Below are 20,465 nucleotides of genomic sequence, written 5' to 3' on the forward strand. Positions count from 1 at the left end.
GGCCTCTGCCTGCGGGGCTACGTCCAGCTCGGGGACGCGCCGAGGGGGCCGCCGGGGGCGGCGGGCGGCGCGGCGGCGCCGGGCGCGGCGGTGGCGTGCACCGACATCGCGTGCTGGACGAGGGTGATCAGCACCTGCTTGGTCGACTCGCGGCTGCGCGCGTCGCACTGGACGATCGGCACGTGCGCGCTGATCGACAGCGCCTCGCGGATGTCCTCGACGGCGTACTGGAACTCGCCGTGGAACCCGTTCACGCCCACCACGAACGGCAGGCCGAGCTCCTCGAAGTAGTCGACCGCCGCGAAGCAGTCCTCCAGCCGGCGGGTGTCGACCAGGACCACCGCGCCGATGGCGCCGCGGACGAGGTCGTCCCACATGAACCAGAAGCGGTGCTGCCCGGGGGTGCCGAACAGGTAGAGGATCAGCTCGCTGTCGAGGGACACGCGGCCGAAGTCCATGGCGACCGTGGTGGTCGTCTTGTCCGGGACGGCCGACAGGTCGTCCACGTCGGCGCTGGCCGCGGTCATCACCGCCTCGGTGGTGAGCGGCATGATCTCCGAGACGGACCCGACGAAGGTGGTCTTGCCGACGCCGAAGCCGCCGCCCACGACGATCTTGACAGAGGTCAGCTCGGCCTCTGCGCCGGGCGGCCCCGAAGGAGGAACCTGGTCAGAGCTTCCGAAGGCCACTGAGCACCCTTTCTAGCAAGCGGAGGTCCGGCTGGCCGCCGGCTGTGGTGGGACGCGACTGGTGCAGGCGCAGCAGCCCTTCGACGGCCATGTCGGCGACGAGCACCCGGGCCACGCCGAGCGGGAGGCGCAGCAGCGCCGAGACCTCCGCCACCGACCGGGCCGACCGGCACAGGTCCATGATCGCCCGGTACTCCGGGGTCAGCATGGACACGTCCCGCGGCGGATAGGGCGCCGCGGTGACCAGGGCCTCGATGGCCAGGTCGTACCGCGGCTTCGTGCGTCCCCCGGTGACGGCGTACGGGCGCACCAGCGAGCTGGCGTCCTCCTCCTCACGCGCGGGCGGGCGTCCCTGCCCCGGCATCCGCGGCTGGTCTCCCGGCCAGCGCCCCGGGCCGCCCGGCCCGCCTCCGTAGGAACTCCCTCGATCCATGTCGCCCGACCTCCGTCAGCATCATCCGGTCAGTACCGGGCGGGCCCGGCGCCCATCTCGGTCACCGACGGTCCCGAGTACGGCGGCTGCTGCTGGTCCGGGGAGCGCAGCGCGGGGGTCAGAGCCCGGCCCACGCGCTCGACCAGCAGCGTCATCTCGTACGCCACCAGTCCTAGGTCACAGTCGGGCGCGGCGAGCACCGCGAACACCGACCCGTTCGTGATGGACATGACGAACAGCAGGCCGCGGTCCATCTCGACCACGGTCTGGTTCACCCCGCCCGCGTCGAAGATCTTGGCCGCGCCCTGCGTCAGGCTCATCAGCCCGGAGGCGATCGCCGAGAGCTGGTCGGCGCGCTCGGGCGGAAAGCCCGAGGAGTAGGCCATCGGCAGGCCGTCCGAGGAGACCACGACGGCGTGCGCGACCTTCGGGACACGGTCCGCGAAGTTCGTCACCAACCAGTTGAGATCCTGCCCGCTCACCGGGTGCCTCCTGTCTCGTCGTCGCCCTGCGACGACACCTCACCTGACGTGCCTCCGCCGCGAGTCTCGGTGCGGCCCCGATGGACACCGCGCTGAAGGCTAGCGAAGCGGTTGCGCACTACGTCGGCCGACTGGGCCTGTGCCCGGGGCTCCTGCGCGGGACGCTCCGGGGACGGGGCGGCCTGCCCCTGCCCGGCCGGGTCCTGCTGCCGGGCCACCGCGCCGGGCACGCGGTTCTTGCCGGGGACCCGCTTGGGGAGCCCGACGGAGGTGCGGGCGCCCGCGACCGGCTCGCGGACGGCCTCGGCGGCGCGGAAGCCCGCGTCCGCCGGGGACTCCCAGTCCTTGGGCGGGTCCTCGCCCGACGACCCGCCGGACCGGTACTGGAACCATTCGGACTGCATCGCGTCGAAGATCGGCGAGCGTTCGGGGACGCGCGGGGTCCCGGCCGAGGCCCGGGCGGGAGGCGCCTGGACGGGGTGCTCGTAACCGGACGGGTCGGCTGCGGGTGTCTCCGGGATGGCGCCCTCCGGTGGGGTGGGACCGGTCTCCCTCCACGGGGCTCCTCCGCCGGGGACCCGGGGATGCGCGCCGCTCGGGGAGCCGTCGGCGTGGGTGTCGCCGCCGACCTGCTGGAGCGGGCCCGTCTCCCAGGGGATCCGCCGCTGGGAGCCCGGCTCGGGGACCATGGGCTGGGCCTCCGGGACGACGGACTGGGGGCCGGTGTGGCGTCCCGGGCGGTAGAGCCCGTTCCTGACGCCGCCCTCCTGCGTGCGCTCGCGCGGCTGGAACAGGCCGTTCGGGCGGCCGTCGTCGGCCGGGGCGCCGCGTCCCGGCAGGTTCGCGCCGGGCTCGCGGACGGGCAGTTCCCCCGGCTGGCGGGGCGGGCGCCGGTCGCCGGGAGGCGGGTAGCCCTCGGCCGCGAAGGCGTCGGCGGCGTGCGGGTCGATCGGGTAGGAGCCGGAGCCGAACGGCTCGACCGGGTAGCCCTCACCGGGCGGCCGCTGGCCGAGGGGCGGGCGCTGCTCGACGGGCGGGACCATCGGGATCGGGCCGGTGGCGCCGGGAGGGGCGGCGTGCGCGCCGCTGCCGCCGAGCGCGGGGATCGGGCCGGTGGGCCGAGGGCGGTCGCTCCCCGGGGGCACGGGCCGCTGCGGGCCGGTGCCGCCGACGACGCGCTGCGCGCCGGTACCGCCCATCATGGGGTGCCCGCCGGTGCCGATCCTGGGCTGGGGGCCCGAACCGGGCTCGTCCTGCGCGAACGCGGCGCCGGCCTGCTCGTACGCGCCGCTGCCGAGGGGCGGCGGCTCGGTCATCGGGGTGAGAGCGAGATGGCCGGTTCCGGCCGATTCACGGGGGGCGCCGAGGCCCCGCGCGCCGATGCCGGTGGTCTCGCCGGGGCTGACGATCGCGTCCGGCAGCACCACGAACGCGGTGAGGCCGCCGCCCTGCGCCGCGCGCAGCTCGACCCGGATGCCGTGCCGGACGGCGAGGCGGCCGACCACGAACAGGCCCATGCGGCGGGCGGCGGAGAAGTCGATGACGGGCGGGTTGGCGAGCCGCCAGTTGGCCTGCTCCAGCTCCTCGTGTGAGATCCCGACGCCGTTGTCGGTGATCTGGAGCATCGAGCCGCCGCCGCTCAGCAGCTGCCCGGAGACCGTGACCTTGGTGTGCTCCGCGGAGAACACCGTCGCGTTCTCGATCAGCTCGGCCAGCAGGTGCACGAGGTCGTTGACGACGGGTCCGGCGACCGTCATGTCGCCCTGAACGCGCAGCGCCACCCGTTCGTACTGCTCCACCTCGGACAACGACGCGCGGACGACGTCGATGAGCGGGACGGGCCGGTTCCAGCGGCGTGCCTGCTCCTGCCCGCCGAGAACGAGGAGGTTCTCACAGTTGCGGCGCATGCGGGTGGCGAGGTGGTCCAGGCGGAACAGGTTGCCGAGCTGCTCCTCGTCCCGCTCGCTCTGCTCCAGCTCCTCGATGAGGCGGAGCTGCCGCTCGATGAGCGACTGGCTGCGGCGGGAGAGGTTGACGAACATCGCGTTGATGTTGCCGCGCAGGACGGCCTCGTCCGCCGCGAGCCGCACGGCCTCGCGGTGGACCTCGTCGAACGCGCGGGCCACCTGGCCGATCTCGTCGGTGGTGTCGATGTCGATCGGCTGCACCTCGATGCCGCCGGCGGCGGCCTCGGGGTCGCGCAGCCGGTCGACCAGGCCGGGCAGCCGGGTGCCGGCGATCTCCAGCGCGCCCTGCTGGAGGCGGCGCAGCGGCCGCACCAGCGACCGGGCCATGAACGCGGTGATGAGCAGGACGAGCAGCAGCAGGACGGTCGCGACGATCCCGTCGGTGATCGTCGACTGGCGCGCGTCGGCGCCCTGCCGGTCGCTGATGGCGCGGATGTCGGCGGCCAGCGACCGCTCGACCTCGCGCATCTTGTCGACCATCTCGGTCATCGCGGAGCGGATCACGAGGGCCGCGGTGCCGGTGCCGAGGGACGCCGGCAGCCGGCCGCCGGTGGTGCTGGCGGAGGAAAGGGCGCGCTGCCGCAGGTCCCGCGCCTGGTCGATCTTGGGACCGACGACGGTGTCCTCGAACCTCTGGCGCTGCTGCACCGAGGTCGAGCCGCGGAAGGCGCCGATCTCGCTGTCCTCCTGGGCGCGGGCGGCGGTGAGCGCGTTCAGCTCGTCGCCGGCCAGCCGCCGCGTGTGCGCGCCGATGAGCAGCAGGGCGCGTTCGCGGGAGACCGCCTCCTTCGCCCGCGCGAGCGAGCCCAGGGCCCTGCTCGCCGCGGCGAGCCGGTCGTCGGCGACGTTCTGCGAGAGGCCGTCGAGGATGTTGACGAGTTCGCCCGCGGACTCGGTGTACTTCTGGAGCACGGTGAAGGCGGGCACCTTGGTGCCGGTCGCCAGGGCGCGGACGGCCTTGACGCCGTCCAGCCGGTTCAGCACCGTCGTGGCGTCGCGGACGGCCTGGTCGCCGAAGGACGGGTCGATGCGGAGCGCGGCCGTGCGCACCGGGCCGAGCTGCTCGTCGGTCTTGCGCTGGCGGGTCTGGAGCGCGTCCAGGAGGGTGGGGTCGCGGTCGGACGCGATGTACTCGATGGCGGTGTCGCGCTCGGCGATGAACTCCTGGAGGAACCGCGTGACGTCCTCACCCAGCTCGGCCATCTTCTCGACCCGGCCGTACTCCGCCGCCCGGCTCGCGGAGCCGGAGATGCGCAGCCCGGCGAGCGCGACGGCCGCGACCGTCGGCACGAGGATCAGCACGATGAGGCGCTGTGGCACACGCCAGTTCCTCAGGCCGAGCCTGCTGCCGCCCGTCCGTGGTGAAGGATCGGACCGTGCCTCGACCTCCCCGGGCCGAGGAAGGTCGCGACCTGCGTCGCTTGGTTGCATCCGGCGTTAACACCTCTCCATCACGATGTGCCGCATCCTCTGTGGTCGAACCACCACGAAGGGTCCAAATGCAACATCGTTCCGCCTCCGGCGCTCGACATTGCAGCACATCCAGGGATGGGCCGCAAAGGACCCTAGGCGAGTCGATATGGACTAATGCGACAATCGTGATTTCGTTACTGTCTGTCCGTTTTCCCGGGTACGGTTCGTCGCTCTCCGCACATGTCCGTTCAGTAATCACCTCGTTGCGGTGCGTGACCGTTCCCGGTCGTCCGGCTCCGGGTCATGATCGCAATGGACGGAACCGGCCCGCAGCCCGTTACAATGATCACTCTCCGGAGGCGGCCGACGATGGACCGTCACACGACCGCGGGGCGGCCGGCGCACCGGCCGGGGCACCCCTTACCGCGGCCGGATGCGGACCGGGGACGCGCCCGGGCGACCCCCGGACGACCCGGACCCCCGTCCCGCCCGGCGGCCCGTCCGATGACCCGCTGGCCAGACACCGGCGTATCAGTCAGTGGAACACCCGGGATGCGGGGCCGTGCACCCTCGCACGTACCATGCGTCCCTTAAGCACCACAAAACACAGAAACACCACGAACACAAGACGATCACGCAAGACTGAAACCAACGCACGCAAGACGCTCAACCCGCGATACGCTCGCCGAACGTGATCATCAGGCGCGGCGGGATCAGTGGCCGCAGTCGTTCCTCCTGGCTCTCGCCCTGGTAGCCCAGCCACGCCGAGCAACTTCCCCCTGATGAGATTTAGGAGTGCCATGAGGCAATCCGGACGTCGCTCTGTTCTCCTCGGTGCTCTTCTCCTGGTCGCTTCCCTTGCCGCCGGCTGCGGAGACTCCGACTCCTCCGACGGCGGCAAGGGACTGGAGAAGAAGACGCTGACGGTCGCCTCGCTGCCGCTGGTGGACGCCGCGGCCCTGCACGTCGCGCAGCAGCAGAAGCTGTTCGAGGCCGAGGGACTGAAGGTACAGATCAAGCCGGTCCAGCAGAGCATCCAGGCCCTGCCGGCCCTGGCCAAGGGCGACGTGGACGTGATCGCGGGCGCCAACTACGTGTCCTTCCTGCAGGCCAACGAGAAGGGCACCCTCAAGCTGAGCATCGTGGCCGAGGGCGCATCGCTCACCTCGAACATGATGAACGTGCTGGTCAAGGCCAACTCCAGCATCAAGACCGCCAAGGACCTTGAGGGCAAGAAGGTCGCGGTCAACATCCTCAACAACATCCAGTCGCTGACACTGAACGCCATCCTGAAGGCCAACAACGTCGACCCGTCGAAGGTCACCTACGTGGCCATCCCCTTCCCCCAGATGCCCGCGGCGCTGGAGAAGGGGCAGGTGGACGCCGTCCACATCGTTGAACCGTTCCTGTCGGACACGCAGAAGAAGCAGGGCGCGCGGGTCGCGGTCGACGGCGGCAGCGAGCCGGTGACCGGCCTGCCGATCGCCGGTTTCGTCGCCACCCAGGAGTTCACCAGCAAGTACCCGAAGACGGCCGCGGCTTTCCAGCGGGCCATCTTCAAGGCGCAGGGGCTCGCCACCGGCGACCGCAAGCGCGTCGAGGAGGTCCTGCCCACCTTCACCAAGATCGACAAGCAGGTGGCCTCGGTCATCACGCTGCCGGGCTACCCGACCTCCCTCAACACCACGCGCATGCAGCGGGTCATCGACCTGATGACCAGCGCCGGGCTGCTCAAGCAGAAGCCCGACCTGAAGACCGTCCTCTTCCAGCCGACGTCCTGACGGCGGGACATCGATTCGCCCATGACACACCAGTCAGCGCCGTCCCGCGGTCTCTCGCGCCCAGGAAGGTGGGCACGGGGGGCCGCCGGGGTGGCGGTCCTGTTCCTGGCGAGCGAGGCCCTGGGCAGGGCCGAGATCGTGGATCGTTCCTACCTGCCCCCCGCCTCCACCGTCGTCGCCCGCGCGGCCGAGCTGTTCGGCGACCCCGACTTCCTGCACAACGTGCGCGTCACGCTCACCGCCTGGGCGCTCGGGCTCGCCATCGCCATCGCCATCGCCGTGCCGCTCGGCCTGCTGTTCGGCAGCGTGCCGGCGGTCAACACCGGCGCCCGCGCGATCGTGGAGTTCCTGCGGCCGATCCCGTCGGTCGCGCTCATCCCGCTGGCCGGGCTGCTGCTCGGGTCCGGGCTGGGCATGGAGGTGCCCCTCATCGTGTACGCGGCGAGCTGGCCCATCCTCTTCAACACCATGTACGGGCTGGACGACGTCGACCCCACCGCCAAGGAGACCCTGCGCACCTTCGGCTTCAGCCGGACACAGGTGCTGCTGCGGGTCTCGCTGCGCAGCGCCGCCCCGTTCATCGCCACCGGCGTGCGGCTCGCCGCGTCGATCGCGCTGATCCTCGCGGTCGGCACCGAGATCCTGTCCGGCTTCGGCGAGGGCCTCGGCATCTTCATCGCCTCGGCGAGCAACGTCCCCGACGGCACCCGCGACGTCCTCGCCGGGACGGTCTGGGCCGGCTGCCTCGGCCTGATCATCGACACGGTGCTCGTCCAGGCGGAGAACCGCATGTTCCGCTGGCACTTCGCGCTGAGGAGTGGTGCCTCGTGACGACCGCGACCGCGGCCGTGTCCCTGCCGCGTCCCCGCGGCGGCCTCGCCGGGGCGCTCGTGCGCGGCGTCCTGCACCGCTGGCTCCCGCTCGCGATCCTGGTCGCGGGCTGGGAGGTGGCGACGCGGATCTCCGGCAGCCCCTTCTTCCCCCCGCCGTGGGAGATCGTCCGGCGGATGAAGGAGCTGTGGTTCACCGGCCCGGCGGACCACCTGTTCCTCAACGGCGAGGCGACCGGCAACATCCTGCCGAGCCTCGGCCGGATGGCGCTCGGGCTGCTGCTGTCGGCGATCGCCGGGATCGTGCTCGGCATCGCCCTCGGCCGCTCGGAGCAGGTGCTGGCCTACCTCAACCCCATCATGCAGTTCGCCCGGGTCATCCCCCCGCCGACCCTCGTGCCGGTCTTCATCGTGCTGTTCGACCTCGGCACCCAGATGCAGGTCGCCTCCATCATCTTCAGCGCGATCTGGCCGATCCTGCTGAACACCGCCGACGGCGCCCGGTCGGTCGACCAGGTGCAGATGGCGACGGCCGAGACGTTCCGGCTGTCGGGCGCCGACCGGATCCGGTTCATCATCGTCCCCTCGGCGCTCCCGAAGATCTTCGCGGGGCTGCGGCTCGCGCTGTCGCTGTCGCTGATCCTGATGGTCTTCTCCGAGCTGCTGCCCGGCACCACCGACGGGCTGGGCTTCGAGCTGACCAACGCCCAGAGCCAGTCCGACATGCCGACCATCTGGTGCGTGATCGTGCTCCTCGGCGTCCTGGGCTATCTCTTCAACACGATCCTGCTCGCGGTGGAGCGCCGGGTCCTCACCTGGCACCGCGCGGCGCGAAAGGCGGCTTCATGACGACCGGGCCCACCGTCCGGGACGCGGTGTTCGACTTCTGCCGGAAGGCGGGGATGACCACCGTCTTCGGCAACCCCGGCTCCACCGAGCTGCGGATGTTCCGCGACTTCCCCGCGGACTTCGAGTACGTGCTCGCGCTGCAGGAGACCATCGCCGTCGCCGCCGCGGCCGGGCACGCCATCGGCACCGGGCGGGCCGGTCTCGTCAGCCTGCACTCGGCGGGCGGCGTCGGGCACGCGCTCGGCGCGGTGTTCAACGCCTACCGCGACCGGGTGCCGCTCGTCATCTTCGCCGGCCAGCAGTCCCGGGACATGCTGCCCCTCCGCCCGTTCCTCGGCGCCGACGAGCCCGCGCAGTTCCCGCGCCCCTACGTCAAGTGGAGCCGCCAGCCCGAGCGCGCCGAGGACGTGCCCGCCGCGCTCGCCGAGGCGTACCGGGTCGCGATGACGCCGCCGCGCGGGCCGGTGTTCCTGTCGGTGCCCGAGGACGACTGGGACCGTCCCGCCGAGCCCGTCCCCCACCGGGAGGTCCGCGCCGCCTTCACCGCCGGCCCCGCCGCGCTCCGCGAGGTGGCGGACGCGCTCGACGCGGCCCGCAGCCCGGTGATCGTGGTCGGCTCGGGCGTGGACGACGAGGGCGCGCTGCCCGCCGTCGTCGAGCTGGCCGAGCGCATCGGCGCCCCGGCATGGATCAGCCCGCTGTCGGGACGGTCCGGGTTCCCCGAGGACCACGCCCTGTTCCGCGGTTTCCTGCCGCCGGTCAAGGATCAGCTCGCCGCGTGCCTCGACGGCCACGACGTGATCCTCGTCCTCGGTACGCAGGTGTTCACCTACCACGTGGCCGCCGAGGGCGCGCCGATACCGGCGGGCGCGCGGTTGTTCCACTTCGACTGCGATCCCGCGCAGACGGCGTGGGCGCCGGTCGGCACCAGCGTGCTCACCACGATCCAGGCGGGCGTCTCCGGGCTGCTCGACCTCGTCGAGAAGGCGGACCGGCCCGCGCCCCCGCCGCGTCCGAGACCCGCGACGCCGCGGGCGGGCGACCCGATCGACCCCTCGCTGGCGATCGAGGCGCTCCGCGACCGGCTCCCCGAGGACGCCGTGATCGTCGAGGAGGCGCCGAGCCACCGCGAGCAGTTCCACGCGCGGATGCCGATCACCCGGTCCGGCGGGTTCCTCGCCTCCGGCAGCGGCGCCCTCGGCTGGGCGCTGCCGCTCGCGGTCGGGCGGGCCATGGCCGGGACGGGCGAGCGCGTCGTCTGCGTCATCGGCGACGGCTCGATCATGTACTCGGTGCAGGCGCTGTGGACGGCCGTGCAGCGGCGCGTGCCGCTGACCGTCGTCGTCCTCGACAACGGCGGGTACGGGGCCATCCGGGCGCTCGGGCGCCGGATCGGCATCGAGACCATTCCCGGCAGCGACATCGCGGGGATCGACTACGTGACCGTCGCGGAGGGGCTCGGCTGCCCGGGCCGGACGGTCGTCTCCGCGGCCGACCTCGACGCGGCGTTGGAGGAGGGGCTCGGGCACGACGGTCCGTTCCTCGTGGAAGTCCGGGTCGAGTCCGACGACTCTCCCCTCTATGAGCCATGGGCGAGGTGACCAGGATGCTGGAGATCTCTGGGCTGGGGCACTCCTACGGTGCCAGCCGTGTGCTGCAGGGTATGGACCTCAGGGTCGCCGAGGGCGAGCTGGTCACCATCGTCGGCCCGTCGGGGTGCGGCAAGTCGACGCTGCTGCGCTGCGTCGCCGGGCTGATCGCGCCGACCGAGGGCGAGGTCGTGCTGAACGGCACCCCGATCCACGGGGTCCCCGACGAGCTCGCGGTGGTGTTCCAGGACTACAGCCGGTCGCTGCTGCCGTGGCTGACCGTCCGCGACAACGTGGCCCTGCCCCTGCGGCGCCGCGGCGCCGGACGCGCCGAACGCCGCGCGCAGGCCACGAAGGCGCTGGAGTCCGTCGGCCTCGCGGACGCCGGGGGCAAATACCCGTGGGAGCTGTCGGGCGGCATGCAGCAGCGCGTGTCGATCGCGCGCGCCCTGGCCTACCGCCCGTCGTTCCTGCTGATGGACGAGCCGTTCGGCTCGGTGGACGCGCAGACCCGCGAGGACCTGGAGGACCTCGTCCTGCAGGTGCACCGGGCCGAGGGCATGACGATCCTGCTGGTCACCCACGACATCGACGAGAGCGTCTACCTCGGCGACCGCGTCGTGGTCCTCGCCCGCAACCCGGGCCGGATCCGCAGCGAGCTGCCGGTCACGCTGCCGCCGGTTCGCGACCAGATCGGGACGCGCGCCGAGCCGGAGTTCGTCCGTCTCCGGGCCGAGGTGGGCCGCCTGGTGCGCGGGGTCGCCACCCCCGCCTGACCTGCGGACGCCCCGGCACCACCGCCGGGGCGCCCGCACCGCGGGCGGCGGCATGGCGGTCACTTCGCGTCGGAGTAGCGGGAGACGGCGGCGATCTCCATCGGGAACACGACGGAGGTGTCGCCGAACAGCAGCCGCCGCGCCTCCCCTGCGGCGGCGTGGATCGCCTCGGTCACGTCGTCGGCCAGCTCCGCGGGGGTGTGCACGATCACCTCGTCGTGCTGGAAGAACACCAGGCGCGGCGGCCCGAGGGCGGTGAGGCGGCGGCGCAGCGAGCCGAGCAGCGCCAGGGCCCAGTCCGCGGCCGTGGCCTGGACGACGAAGTTGCGGGTGAAGCGGCCCCGCCCCCGCAGCGCCTGCGCGGCCCCCGCCTGCCGCGCGTCCCCGCCGTCCTCGTCGCCGCCCGCGGAGGTCAGCTCACGCCACCCGGCCGACGGCGGCGGGCACGTCCGCCCGAGCCGGGACCGGACGAGCCGCCCGTCCTCCCCCGCGCGCGCCGCGGCCTCCACGTACTCGAACGCGGCCGGGAACCGGCTCTTGAGCACGCCGAGCAGCTGCACCGCCTCCCCCGTCCCGCCGCCGTACATGGCCGACAGCAGCGCGAGCTTGGCCTTGTCACGCGCGCTGAGCGTCTCGGGGTCGCGCCGGGACCCCCGGCCCTCCTCCGCCCCGCCGCGGAAGGCGTGCGAGAGGGCCGCGTACAGGTCACCGTGGGCCGCGGCGTCGGCGAACGCGCGGTCGCCCGCGAGGGCGGCGAGCACACGCGGTTCGAGCTGCGCCGCGTCCGCGACGACGAGGCGCCAGCCGGGGTCGGCGACCACGGCCCGGCGCAGGACCCGCGGGATCTGCAGGGCGCCCCCGCCGTTGGTGGCCCACCGTCCCGACACCACGCCGCCGACGACGTACTCCGGACGGAACCGCCCCCCGCTCACCCACGTGTCGAGCCACGCCCAGCCGTGCGCGGTGTGCAGCCGGGACAGCTCCTTGTACTCCAGCAGCAGCGGCACCGCCGGGTGGTCGAGCCGCTTCAGCACATGCGCCCGCGTCGAGGCGACCGGCAGCCCGGCGGCCGCGAACGCCTTGACGATCTGCGCCGGGGAGTCGGGATTGACGTGCGCGCGCCCGCCGAACGCGGCGCTGATCCGGTCGGCGAGCGCCTGGAGCCTGCGCGGCCGCAGCCCGCCGGACGGGCGCGGCCCCAGCAGCTCGGTGAGCAGGGCGTCGTGCTCGTCCGCCGACCAGGGCAGCCCGTCGTGGCTCATCTCGGCGGCCACCAGCGACCCGGCGGACTCCGCGGCGGCGAGCAGCGCGAACCCGTCGAGCCCCGCGATGGCGCGCTGCTGCGCGGCGTGCACCGCGACCACCTGCTCCAGATCGTCGCCGGGCCTTCCGGCGTCACGGGCGTCGTCGTCGAACAGCGACGCCTGTGCCGACGCCGCCTGGACCGGAGGCGGATCCACCGGGACGGGCTCCCCCCGCAACCGCGCCGACGCGGCCGGCACCGAGCGCGGCTCCCCGTACCGTCCCGCGTGGCCGAGGAGCAGGTTCTCGACGAGTTCCAGATCGTGGCAACGGCCCACCCGCACCCCCGCATCGAGCAGCGCCGGATACGACCGCGCCGTGGACGCCCACACCCAGCGAGGCGAGTCCGCCCGCTCCCGCCCGGCGATCTCGGCGACCAGGTCGGACACCGCCCACGCGGCTCCGCCGGGCGTCCCGTCCTCCCCCAGGACCCGCAGCTCTCCCCCGCCTCCGGCACCGGCGGCCACCGCGATCCTCACGCCCCCATTGTCGTCCCGCCCACCGACAGAACGCATGCGAGGACCCCTCCGCGCAGATCACGCGCGCGAAGGGGCCGACGCTTCTTCAGGAGACCAGGGCCGCGGCCTCTACTTGTGAACCAACCTTCCGCCGAACACGTACAACCCCCCAAACCGCCCACCCGAACCCGGGAACCACAGTCCGAACCCCAACCGAGGATCCGAACCGCAACCGAGGGCCTGAACCCCAACCACGGATTACGGGACAGGCACGCGCAGCGAGCGCCAGCGGCCGCAGTGGAGGAGACCCGTGCCGCGCAGCCGGGGGGTCTGGGGGTCGCCCCCCAATAAAAGCCAGTCCCCCAGCTAGCCGACCAGCGAGACCTGCTGGCCGGGCTGGGTGTCGCCGTAGCGGTCGGTGACCTTGTTGAGCTGGATCTGGTAGTACAGGACGCCGAAGCCGAGGATGCCGAGCAGGAAGCCCATGCCGCCGCTGCAGCTGGCGGGGAGGCCGGCGGCGCGCTGGGCCTGGGCGATGCGGCCGCCGAGCTTGCACCACATGACGAGGGGCCAGATGCCCAGGGTGATGCTGCCGAACAGGATGGACAGGAGCGCGTTGGTGGCGGCGTTGTCGATGCGGCGGTCGTACTCGTGCAGTTCGACGTGGACCTTGTAGAACCACACCATGCCGTAGATGCCGAAGGTGATGATCGGCAGGCCGAGCCAGGCGCCGACGGGGTTGCGGCGCTTCATGTTGGCTCCGGCGCCGTGGGCGACGGGCGCCTGCTGCTGCGGGGCCGGGGCGTAGCCGCCCTGGTACGCCTGCTGCTGCTGGTAGGGCTGGCCCTGCTGGGGGTAACTCATCGAGTCGCTCTCCTGAGGACGCGGTCGTTTTCCGGCCGACCGTCCGTTACCGTTCACCCGAATGGTGAGCCAAGACTGTAACGGGGTGGTGGCCGCCGACGTGGGAGGATCACCCAGATTCGTCGGCACATCCTGCAAGATTGTCTGATTCGTAATCTAGCGCAGCGGGATCGGCACCTCGTCCTCGCACGGTGGTGACGTCTCGTGATCGCCGCAGCCTGTCGCGGCGTAGCAACGGATGCGGAGCTCGCTCTCCGTCACGTCCACGCGCAGGAAGCTCTTGAAGAACGGCGGGGTGTCCCAGTCGGCCAGCTCGGAGCGGAAGCGCTGCGGGAGCTTGCGGACGGGCAGGTGCGAGAAGCGGGGGCGTGCGCGGCGCCCGCGCGGGACGCCGAGCATGCCGGCGACGAACCGCGCGCGGCGGGACGGCCTGGGGTCCAGGTAGCCGCGGCCCGGCTCGATGCCGAGCCGGTGCTCGATGACCGCGGTCGCCTCCTCGGGGGTGAGCTCGAAGAGGCGCGGCAGCCGGAGCCAGCGGCCGTACAGCCTGCTGTAGCGCGACAGGGAGTCACCGCGGAGCGGGTAGCAGCGGAAGCGGGACTCGTCGACGACGCTGGTGCGGGGGATGGTGTGCGTGCCGTGCATGAACGCGCCGCCGCCGCCCGACACCAGGTAGTGGATGGTGCGGCCGTCGTCGAGGGGCACCGGGTAGTGCTGGTAGTTGTGGATGTCGCCGCCGATCGCCGCGACGTAGTGGTGCGCCGGATCCCGGACGATCTCGTCGACGGTCCCGCCGCCCTCGATCGGCCCGGGGCGGTGGTCGTCGTCCACGTAGATGGGCTTGCCGGTGACCAGCATCTTCGGTTTGGGGCCCGCCGACACCTCGCGCAGCCATGCGCCCTGCTCGCGGTCGACGCGTCCGGTGATGCCGGTGTCGATGCCGATGATGCGCAGGGACGGCGTGTCGATGGCCCAATACGGTCCGGGCTGCGCGGCCTGCTGGCCGGGGGCGCCGCGGTAGGTGCGCCGCGCCTCGGCGAGGGCGGCGGTGTCGACCGTCCCGGGGCGCCGCCAGAGGAGGCGGGGCAGGAACCCGAGGGTCCCGCGCCAGCGAGGGGGCGAGCAGTCCTCGTCCAGGTCGCAGAAGATGTGCAGGAAGCCGCGCAGCCCGTCGTACCAGTCGTGGTTGCCCGGGACCGCGTAGATGGGGCCGGGGTAGTCCTTGTACGGGCGGAAGAACTTCTCGGGGTACTCCCCCGCGTCCCCGGCCGGGTAGATGACGTCACTGGCGATGATCATGAAGTCGGTGTCGGCGGCGGCGTGCAGCAGCGGCGGGACGACCGCGTACTGCGACTTGTCGCCCTCGCCGGTGTCGCCGAGCAGGACGAACGAGAACTCGGGCGCGGCGCGGTGCACGGTGAACGCGGCGGGCGTGCCCCGCTCGCGGAGGGCGGCGACGCAGCGGCGGCGGATCGTGTCCGTCGGGTCGCCGAAGAGCCGGGCGAGCACGTCGTTGCGGGAACGCCACAGCACCGCCGGGCGGCGCCAGGAGAAGTCCGGCACACGTTCGGGGAGCAGTTCCTGGAACGTGCCCGGTTTCCGGCACGCCCAGCCCGCGCCCGCCTCGGAGGTGCGCGAGTTGTCGGTAACCGGCGCGGGCCCGGGGGATTCCTCGGCACGCACAGAACACCTCCGGGGGGAGTGAGGGGATGCTCACAGCCTGTCCCGGAGGTGTTCCGCCGTCAAGCGACCCGGCCGAGGCCGGGGCGGCTCAATGCGCGCCGGTTCCGGTCAGCGACCGGACCTCCAGCTCCGCGAACTTCTCGTCCGTGCGCTCCTTGGACAGGACGGTGCCGAGGTACGCGCACAGGAACCCGATCGGGATCGAGATGAGCCCCGGGTTCTGCAGCGGGATCGGCGCCACCGTGGTCTCGCTGAACAGCGCGTCCACGTTGCCCTTCGGGATGGTGTCGGACTTGCCGCCCCAGCAGATCGGGCTGAGCAGCACGAGCGTGACCGCAGAGACGAGCCCGCCGTAGATGCCCGCGACGGCGCCCACGGTGTTGAACCGCTTCCAGAACAGCGAGAACAGCAGCGTGGGGAGGTTCGCGGACGCGGCGATCGCGAACGCCAGCGCGACCAGGAACGCCACGTTCAGCCCGCGCGCGAAGATCGACAGCACGATCGCGACGGCGCCGATGACGATGGCGGCGTAGCGGGCCATCACCACCTCGTCCCGCTCGCTGGCCTTGCCGCGCTTGAACACGTTGGCGAACAGGTCGTGCGCGAACGAGGACGACGAGGCGAGCGTGAGGCCCGCGACCACGGCGAGGATCGTCGCGAACGCGACCGCCGCGATGATCGCCAGGAAGATCGCGCCTCCCGTGGACCCCGCGCCGCCGCCGAGCTCCTGGGCGAGCTGCGGCGCGGCGGTGTTGCCGCCCTTGTCCTGCGCGGCGATGGCCTTGCCGCCGACGAGGGCCGCGGCGCCGAAGCCGATGACCAGCGTCATCAGGTAGAACACGCCGATGATGCCGATGGCCCAGTTGACGGACGTGCGGGCCGCGCGGGACGTCGGGACGGTGTAGAAGCGGATCAGGATGTGCGGCAGCCCGGCCGTCCCGAGCACGAGGGCGAGGCCGAGCGAGAGCAGGTCGAGCTTGGACCACACGTTGGTCGCGCCGTACTTCAGGCCCGGCTTGAGGAACGCGTCGCCCTTGCCGCTCTTGTCGGCGGCGGCGCCGAGCAGCTCCGACGGGTTGAAGCTGTACTTCGACAGCACCCACACCGTCATGACGATCGCGCCGGTCATGAGCATGACGGCCTTGACGACCTGCACCCAGGTGGTGCCCTTCATGCCGCCGACCGTCACATAGAAGATCATCAGCGCGCCGACGACGACGATCGTCCAGATCTTGGCGCTCTCGCCGTCGACGTCCAGCAGCAGGCCGACCAGCGCGCCCGCGCCGACCATCTGGGCGAGCAGGTAGAAGATCGACACGACGATGGTGGAGATGCCGGCGGCGGCGCGGACCGGCCGCTGCCGCATCCGGAACGCCAGGACGTCGGCCATCGTGTACCGGCCCGAGTTGCGCAGCAGCTCGGCGACCAGCAGCAGCGCGACCAGCCAGGCGACCAGGAAGCCGATGGAGTACAGGAAGCCGTCGTAGCCCGACAGGGCGAACAGGCCCGCGATGCCGAGGAACGACGCGGCCGACATGTAGTCGCCGCTGATCGCGAGCCCGTTCTGGATGGGGGTGAACTGCCGTCCGCCCGCGTAGTAGTCGGCGGCGGTCTTGTTCTGCCGCGACGCCCAGAGGGTGATCCACAAGGTGATCGCCACGAAGGCCGCGAACAGGACGAGCGAGAACGTCCGGTGCTCGTTGTCGGAGGCCGCCAGCACGGGGGCGGCGAACTGCTGGGGGCTCACTCGCCGTCCTCCTCGGACTTCGCAGGCTCGGACTTCGCGGGCTCGGCGGGCTTTGCCGCCGAAGCGGGCTTCTCCACCGGGGCGGTCTTCTCCACCGGGGCGGTCTTCTCCACCGGGGCGGCCTTCTTTGGCGCGGTGGCCGCGCCGCCGGGTCCCGCGGACGCGGCGGCGCCGCGCACGGACTCGGCGAGCGGTTCGAGCTTGCCGCGCGCGTACCGCTCGTAGGTCCAGGCGATGAGGAAGGTCGAGACGAACTGGAGCAGCCCGAAGACCAGCGCCACGTTGATCTCGCCGAAGAGCTTGTGGCCCATGAAGCCGCGCGCGTACGCCGACAGCACGACGTAGAGCAGATACCAGACGAGGAAGGCCGCCGTCATGGGGAACACGAAACGGCGGAAGGCGAGGCGCAGCCGCTCGAACTCCGGCGACCGCCTCAGTTGCGCGTAGGCCGCGTTGTCGAGCCCGCCTGACGCGGGCCCCGGCCCTGATGACTCGGTTGTCACGACCACCTCCGCCGAACGATCACCACTGCGAATCTCACCGAGAACCGCGGCAACGATGCACCACAGGGATGGCCGATGCAGGCCAGATGACCAAGAACTCCACCGGCATGTGAGAACGGATACACGCCCGATGCGACCCCGATGCCAGACCGTGATCCACCTCACACGGACGGTGCGGTATGGCGCGGCACGCCGAACGCCTCACGCCCGGCCGGTCGGTCCCGGCCGGTGCGTCGGGCGGTGCGTCAGGCGGAGCGCGGGGCCGCCGCGCCGGCCGCCGGAGCGCTCAGGCTCCGGATCGGGACGGGGCGGACCCCGCCGTCCCGCGGGGAGCGGAGCGTGGTGGACGCCGGCGCCACCCCCAGAGACACCGGCGCCACCACGGCGAGGGCGCCCGCGGACATCATGAGTCCCCCCAGAACGGCGAGCAGTCGCCTTCCCATGATGCCTCCACAGACAGCCCCAAGGTCCCGAAAGCGGGACGTACACGACGCTATCCGGAGGGCCGTAACGTCGACGTAAACCGACCCAAACGTGAGATCCAAATCTCGGGCCCTTCGGGCGGAACCGCAGGTCAGGGCGCCAGGACGCGCAGCGCCCCCGGCATCACCCGCGCCGTCACGGGCAGCACGCCCGGCAGTTCTCCGTCGGCCCCGTAGGGCAGCGTCCGGCCCGACGCGGCGGACGCCTCGCCGAGCTCGATCCGCACCTCACGGCCGCGCAGCACCTCCACCTCGGGCCGCCGGACGTGCGACCCGTCCGAGAGCTCCCGCATCACGGCGAAGAACAGCGTCCTGGGCGCGTGCCGGATCAGCACGACGTCCAGCATCCCGTCGTCCACGCGGGCGCCGGGCGCGATGCGCCTGCCGGAGCCGTAGTAGCCGGAGTTGGCGGCGACGACCGTGTACCCGAGCCGCCGGTGCTCCTCGCCGTCCACGGTCACGCGGTAGTCGGCGGGCCGCCACGACGCGACGGCGCGCAGCGCCCCGGCGTAGTACGCCACCGGGCCGCGCAGCAGCCGCGCCCTGTTGGCGTTGCGGTTGGCGACCGCGTCCACGCCCGCGTACACGCTGCCGAGGACGGGCCTGCCGTTGGCCTCGATGACGTCCACGGGCCGCGGGGCCCCGTCCAGCAGCAGCCGGGCCAGCCCGGCCGGGTCCGGCGGGACGCCGAGCTGGCGCGCGAAGTCGTTGCCGCGCCCGGCGGGCACGATGCCGAGGACCGCGTCCGTCCCGGCCAGGGCACCGCCGACGCGGCCGACCATGCCGTCGCCGCCCACCCCGAGGACCACCCGGCCGGCCCCGGCCGCGCGGCGCGCGAGGCTCCCGGCGTGCTCCAGGCCGCGGCTGTGCTCGACGCCGACGTCGGCGCCCGCCTCCCGCAGAAGCCGGGCGATCGGCGCCAGCGCCGGCCCGGCCGCCGCCCCGCCCGCGGCCGGGTTGACGATCGCGGTGAACGCGCGCGCCATCGCTACTCCCCCGGGACGAGCACGCCGGGGCTGAGGATCCCGGCCGGGTCCAGCCGGTCCTTGACGGCGCGCAGCACCGCGCCGCCGAGCGGCCCGATCTCCCGGGCGTACCAGTCGCGGTGGTCGGTGCCCACGCCGTGGTGGTGGCTGATCGTCCCGCCGGCCTCGGCGATCGCGTCGCAGGCCGCGCGCTTGGCCGCCGCCCAGTGCGCGACCGGGTCGGTGCCCTGGGCGCAGACGACGGTGAAGTACAGCGACGCGCCGGACGGGTAGACGTGCGAGATGTGGCACATGACCAGCGGCGGCGTGCCGGCGCCGGAGAGCGCGCCGGTCAGGGCGCACCGGACGGCCTCGTACAGCCGCGGGACGCCCGACCAGAACGCGGCGGTCTCCAGTGTCTCCACGAACGCGCCTGCGTCGAGCAGCGCGTCGCGCAGGTAGGGGGCGTCGAACCGGCCGTGTTCCCACCTGTCTCCCGGCCCGGCGCCGAGCGGTTCGCCGCCCGCGGCTGCCAGCGCCTCCGCCGCCCGGGCCCGGCGTCCGGCGACCGCCGCCCGGGTGCCCTCGAACCCGAGGACGGCCAGGCACCCGGCGTCCCGTGAGGAGCCGATCGCGGCGGGGTCGGCGAGGCCGGCCATGGTCTCGGCCTCGTCGGACAGGCGGAGGACGGCGGGGAGCGGGCCGTCCTGGGCCAGCCCCCGCAGCGCCGCCGTGCCCTGCTCGAAGGACGCGAACCGCCAGCCCTCGTAGGCCCTCGTCTCCGGGACGGGGTGGACGCGGACGGTCACCGACGTGATCACCCCGAAGGCGCCCTCGGAGCCGAGGACGAGCTGCCGCAGGTCGGGCCCGGCGGCGGACTTCGGCGCGCGGCCGAGTTCCAGGGTGCCCTCGGGTGTGGCGGCGGTGAGCGCCACCACCATGTCGTCGAACCGCCCGTACCCCGCGGACGCCTGCCCGCTGGACCGCGCCGCGGCGAAGCCGCCGACCGACGCCCATGCGAACGACTGCGGGAAGTGCCCGAGCGTGTACCCGCGCGCGCCCAGCAGCGCCTCGGCCGCCGGACCGCGCAGCCCGGGCTCCAGGACGGCCGTCCTGGACGTCTCGTCCAGCGTTACGAGCGCGTCCATCCGCCGCAGGTCGAGGGCGGCGAACCCGCCCGTCCTCCCGCCGGGCAGGCTCGCGCGCGGCGGGGTGAGGGCGCCCACGACGGACGTGCCGCCGCCGTAGGGGACGACCGCGATCCGCCGCGCGGTACAGGTGCGGAGCACGGCGAGGACCTCGTCGTGGGACGCGGGCAGGACGACGGCGTCGGGGGCGTCGGAGACCTCGCCGGCGCGGATGCGCAGCAGGTCGGAGGTGGACCTGCCGCGCGTGTGCCGGATGCGCGCCTCGGCGCCGGTGCGGACGTGCGCGGCGCCGACGTCCGCGGCGAGCGCGGCCAGATCGTCCGGGGCGAGGCGGCTATCAGGGACCTCGACGTCCTGGAGGGCGACCGTCGGCACGGCCGCGGGCCGCACGCCGAGCAGCTCGCGCAGGAGCGCGGCCACGGGGTCCGGCAGCGCCGTGGCCCGGGCGGGGTCGCCCCAGCCGCTCCACAGCATGTCCCGCGTCTCCACCGCGCCTCCCCGTCC

17 protein-coding genes are annotated in these 20,465 nt (G+C 73.0%); 5 read left to right on the forward strand and 12 right to left on the reverse strand.

Features of this window, described 5'->3' with window-relative positions:
• Window positions 1-17: 17 nt before the first annotated feature.
• From AGRA3207_RS06185 to AGRA3207_RS06200, 4 genes are read right to left on the reverse strand one after another with little or no spacing between them, the layout of a single operon-like run.
• Window positions 18-629 carry a GTP-binding protein gene (locus tag AGRA3207_RS06185; RefSeq protein WP_231336246.1) on the reverse strand — a complete coding sequence of 204 codons (612 nt, stop codon included), beginning with the start codon at window positions 627-629 and terminating at the stop codon, window positions 18-20.
• Window positions 630-669: 40 nt separating this feature from the next.
• Entirely contained in the window at window positions 670-1,122 is a 453-nt protein-coding gene (locus AGRA3207_RS06190) for a DUF742 domain-containing protein (protein WP_420830874.1), read from the reverse strand.
• A gap of 29 nt (window positions 1,123-1,151) precedes the next feature.
• The gene (locus AGRA3207_RS06195) at window positions 1,152-1,604 is read right to left on the reverse strand and encodes a roadblock/LC7 domain-containing protein (RefSeq protein ID WP_067457820.1); all 453 of its coding nucleotides are present in this window, start codon (window positions 1,602-1,604) and stop codon (window positions 1,152-1,154) included.
• Window positions 1,601-4,891, reverse strand: a complete 3,291-nt coding sequence (locus AGRA3207_RS06200; protein ID WP_231333586.1) for a sensor histidine kinase — start codon at window positions 4,889-4,891, stop codon at window positions 1,601-1,603. The genes AGRA3207_RS06195 and AGRA3207_RS06200 overlap by 4 nt, the downstream gene beginning before the upstream one ends.
• Before the next feature lie 893 nt (window positions 4,892-5,784).
• Between AGRA3207_RS06200 and AGRA3207_RS06205 the strand changes: the two genes are divergently transcribed.
• The 5 genes from AGRA3207_RS06205 (at window position 5,785) to AGRA3207_RS06225 (ending at window position 10,809) form a co-directional block, all read left to right on the forward strand.
• Complete coding sequence (locus AGRA3207_RS06205; protein WP_231333587.1) at window positions 5,785-6,765, forward strand: ABC transporter substrate-binding protein; 981 nt, start codon at window positions 5,785-5,787, stop codon at window positions 6,763-6,765.
• Between the two features lie 90 nt (window positions 6,766-6,855).
• Window positions 6,856-7,596, forward strand: coding sequence for an ABC transporter permease (locus AGRA3207_RS06210; protein WP_231333588.1), 741 nt, complete (start codon window positions 6,856-6,858; stop codon window positions 7,594-7,596).
• Window positions 7,593-8,444, forward strand: a complete 852-nt coding sequence (locus AGRA3207_RS06215; protein WP_231333589.1) for an ABC transporter permease — start codon at window positions 7,593-7,595, stop codon at window positions 8,442-8,444. Before AGRA3207_RS06210 ends, AGRA3207_RS06215 begins: the two co-directional genes overlap by 4 nt.
• The gene (gene mdlC, locus AGRA3207_RS06220) at window positions 8,441-10,045 is read left to right on the forward strand and encodes a benzoylformate decarboxylase (protein WP_231333590.1); all 1,605 of its coding nucleotides are present in this window, start codon (window positions 8,441-8,443) and stop codon (window positions 10,043-10,045) included. Before AGRA3207_RS06215 ends, mdlC begins: the two co-directional genes overlap by 4 nt.
• 5 nt (window positions 10,046-10,050) lie before the next feature.
• Entirely contained in the window at window positions 10,051-10,809 is a 759-nt protein-coding gene (locus tag AGRA3207_RS06225) for an ABC transporter ATP-binding protein (RefSeq protein ID WP_231333591.1), read from the forward strand.
• A gap of 59 nt (window positions 10,810-10,868) precedes the next feature.
• Here the strand turns inward: AGRA3207_RS06225 and AGRA3207_RS06230 are convergent, their stop codons facing one another.
• The 8 genes from AGRA3207_RS06230 to AGRA3207_RS06265 form a co-directional block, all read right to left on the reverse strand.
• Window positions 10,869-12,590, reverse strand: coding sequence for a bifunctional 3'-5' exonuclease/DNA polymerase (locus AGRA3207_RS06230; RefSeq protein ID WP_231333592.1), 1,722 nt, complete (start codon window positions 12,588-12,590; stop codon window positions 10,869-10,871).
• Between the two features lie 345 nt (window positions 12,591-12,935).
• Window positions 12,936-13,433 carry a DUF4234 domain-containing protein gene (locus AGRA3207_RS06235; RefSeq protein WP_231333593.1) on the reverse strand — a complete coding sequence of 166 codons (498 nt, stop codon included), beginning with the start codon at window positions 13,431-13,433 and terminating at the stop codon, window positions 12,936-12,938.
• Window positions 13,434-13,589: 156 nt separating this feature from the next.
• Entirely contained in the window at window positions 13,590-15,116 is a 1,527-nt protein-coding gene (locus tag AGRA3207_RS06240; RefSeq protein ID WP_231333594.1) for a metallophosphoesterase family protein, read from the reverse strand.
• A gap of 88 nt (window positions 15,117-15,204) precedes the next feature.
• The gene (locus tag AGRA3207_RS06245; RefSeq protein ID WP_420830875.1) at window positions 15,205-16,863 is read right to left on the reverse strand and encodes a solute symporter family protein; all 1,659 of its coding nucleotides are present in this window, start codon (window positions 16,861-16,863) and stop codon (window positions 15,205-15,207) included.
• Window positions 16,860-17,366 (reverse strand): DUF485 domain-containing protein, encoded by a 507-nt coding sequence (locus AGRA3207_RS40080; RefSeq protein WP_338028259.1) that lies wholly within the window; start codon window positions 17,364-17,366, stop codon window positions 16,860-16,862. The genes AGRA3207_RS06245 and AGRA3207_RS40080 overlap by 4 nt, the downstream gene beginning before the upstream one ends.
• A gap of 245 nt (window positions 17,367-17,611) precedes the next feature.
• Window positions 17,612-17,809 (reverse strand): hypothetical protein, encoded by a 198-nt coding sequence (locus AGRA3207_RS06255; protein WP_231333595.1) that lies wholly within the window; start codon window positions 17,807-17,809, stop codon window positions 17,612-17,614.
• Window positions 17,810-17,940: 131 nt separating this feature from the next.
• Window positions 17,941-18,834 (reverse strand): diacylglycerol/lipid kinase family protein, encoded by an 894-nt coding sequence (locus AGRA3207_RS06260; protein WP_231333596.1) that lies wholly within the window; start codon window positions 18,832-18,834, stop codon window positions 17,941-17,943.
• Between the two features lie 2 nt (window positions 18,835-18,836).
• Window positions 18,837-20,435, reverse strand: coding sequence for an FAD-binding oxidoreductase (locus AGRA3207_RS06265; RefSeq protein WP_231336249.1), 1,599 nt, complete (start codon window positions 20,433-20,435; stop codon window positions 18,837-18,839).
• Window positions 20,436-20,465 lie beyond the last annotated feature (30 nt).

This window comes from Actinomadura graeca (genome assembly GCF_019175365.1).
Lineage (GTDB): Bacteria > Actinomycetota > Actinomycetes > Streptosporangiales > Streptosporangiaceae > Spirillospora > Spirillospora graeca.

Bases quoted from the DNA above. Each gene is read 5' to 3' on its own strand.
- AGRA3207_RS06190 (WP_420830874.1), bottom strand. From the start codon at position 1,122: ATGGATCGAGGGAGTTCCTACGGAGGCGGGCCGGGCGGCCCGGGGCGC.
- AGRA3207_RS06205 (WP_231333587.1), top strand. From the start codon at position 5,785: ATGAGGCAATCCGGACGTCGCTCTGTTCTCCTCGGTGCTCTTCTCCTG.
- mdlC (WP_231333590.1), top strand. From the start codon at position 8,441: ATGACGACCGGGCCCACCGTCCGGGACGCGGTGTTCGACTTCTGCCGG.
- AGRA3207_RS06225 (WP_231333591.1), top strand. From the start codon at position 10,051: ATGCTGGAGATCTCTGGGCTGGGGCACTCCTACGGTGCCAGCCGTGTG.
- AGRA3207_RS06235 (WP_231333593.1), bottom strand. From the start codon at position 13,433: ATGAGTTACCCCCAGCAGGGCCAGCCCTACCAGCAGCAGCAGGCGTAC.
- AGRA3207_RS06255 (WP_231333595.1), bottom strand. From the start codon at position 17,809: ATGGGAAGGCGACTGCTCGCCGTTCTGGGGGGACTCATGATGTCCGCG.
- AGRA3207_RS06260 (WP_231333596.1), bottom strand. From the start codon at position 18,834: ATGGCGCGCGCGTTCACCGCGATCGTCAACCCGGCCGCGGGCGGGGCG.
- AGRA3207_RS06265 (WP_231336249.1), bottom strand. From the start codon at position 20,435: ATGCTGTGGAGCGGCTGGGGCGACCCCGCCCGGGCCACGGCGCTGCCG.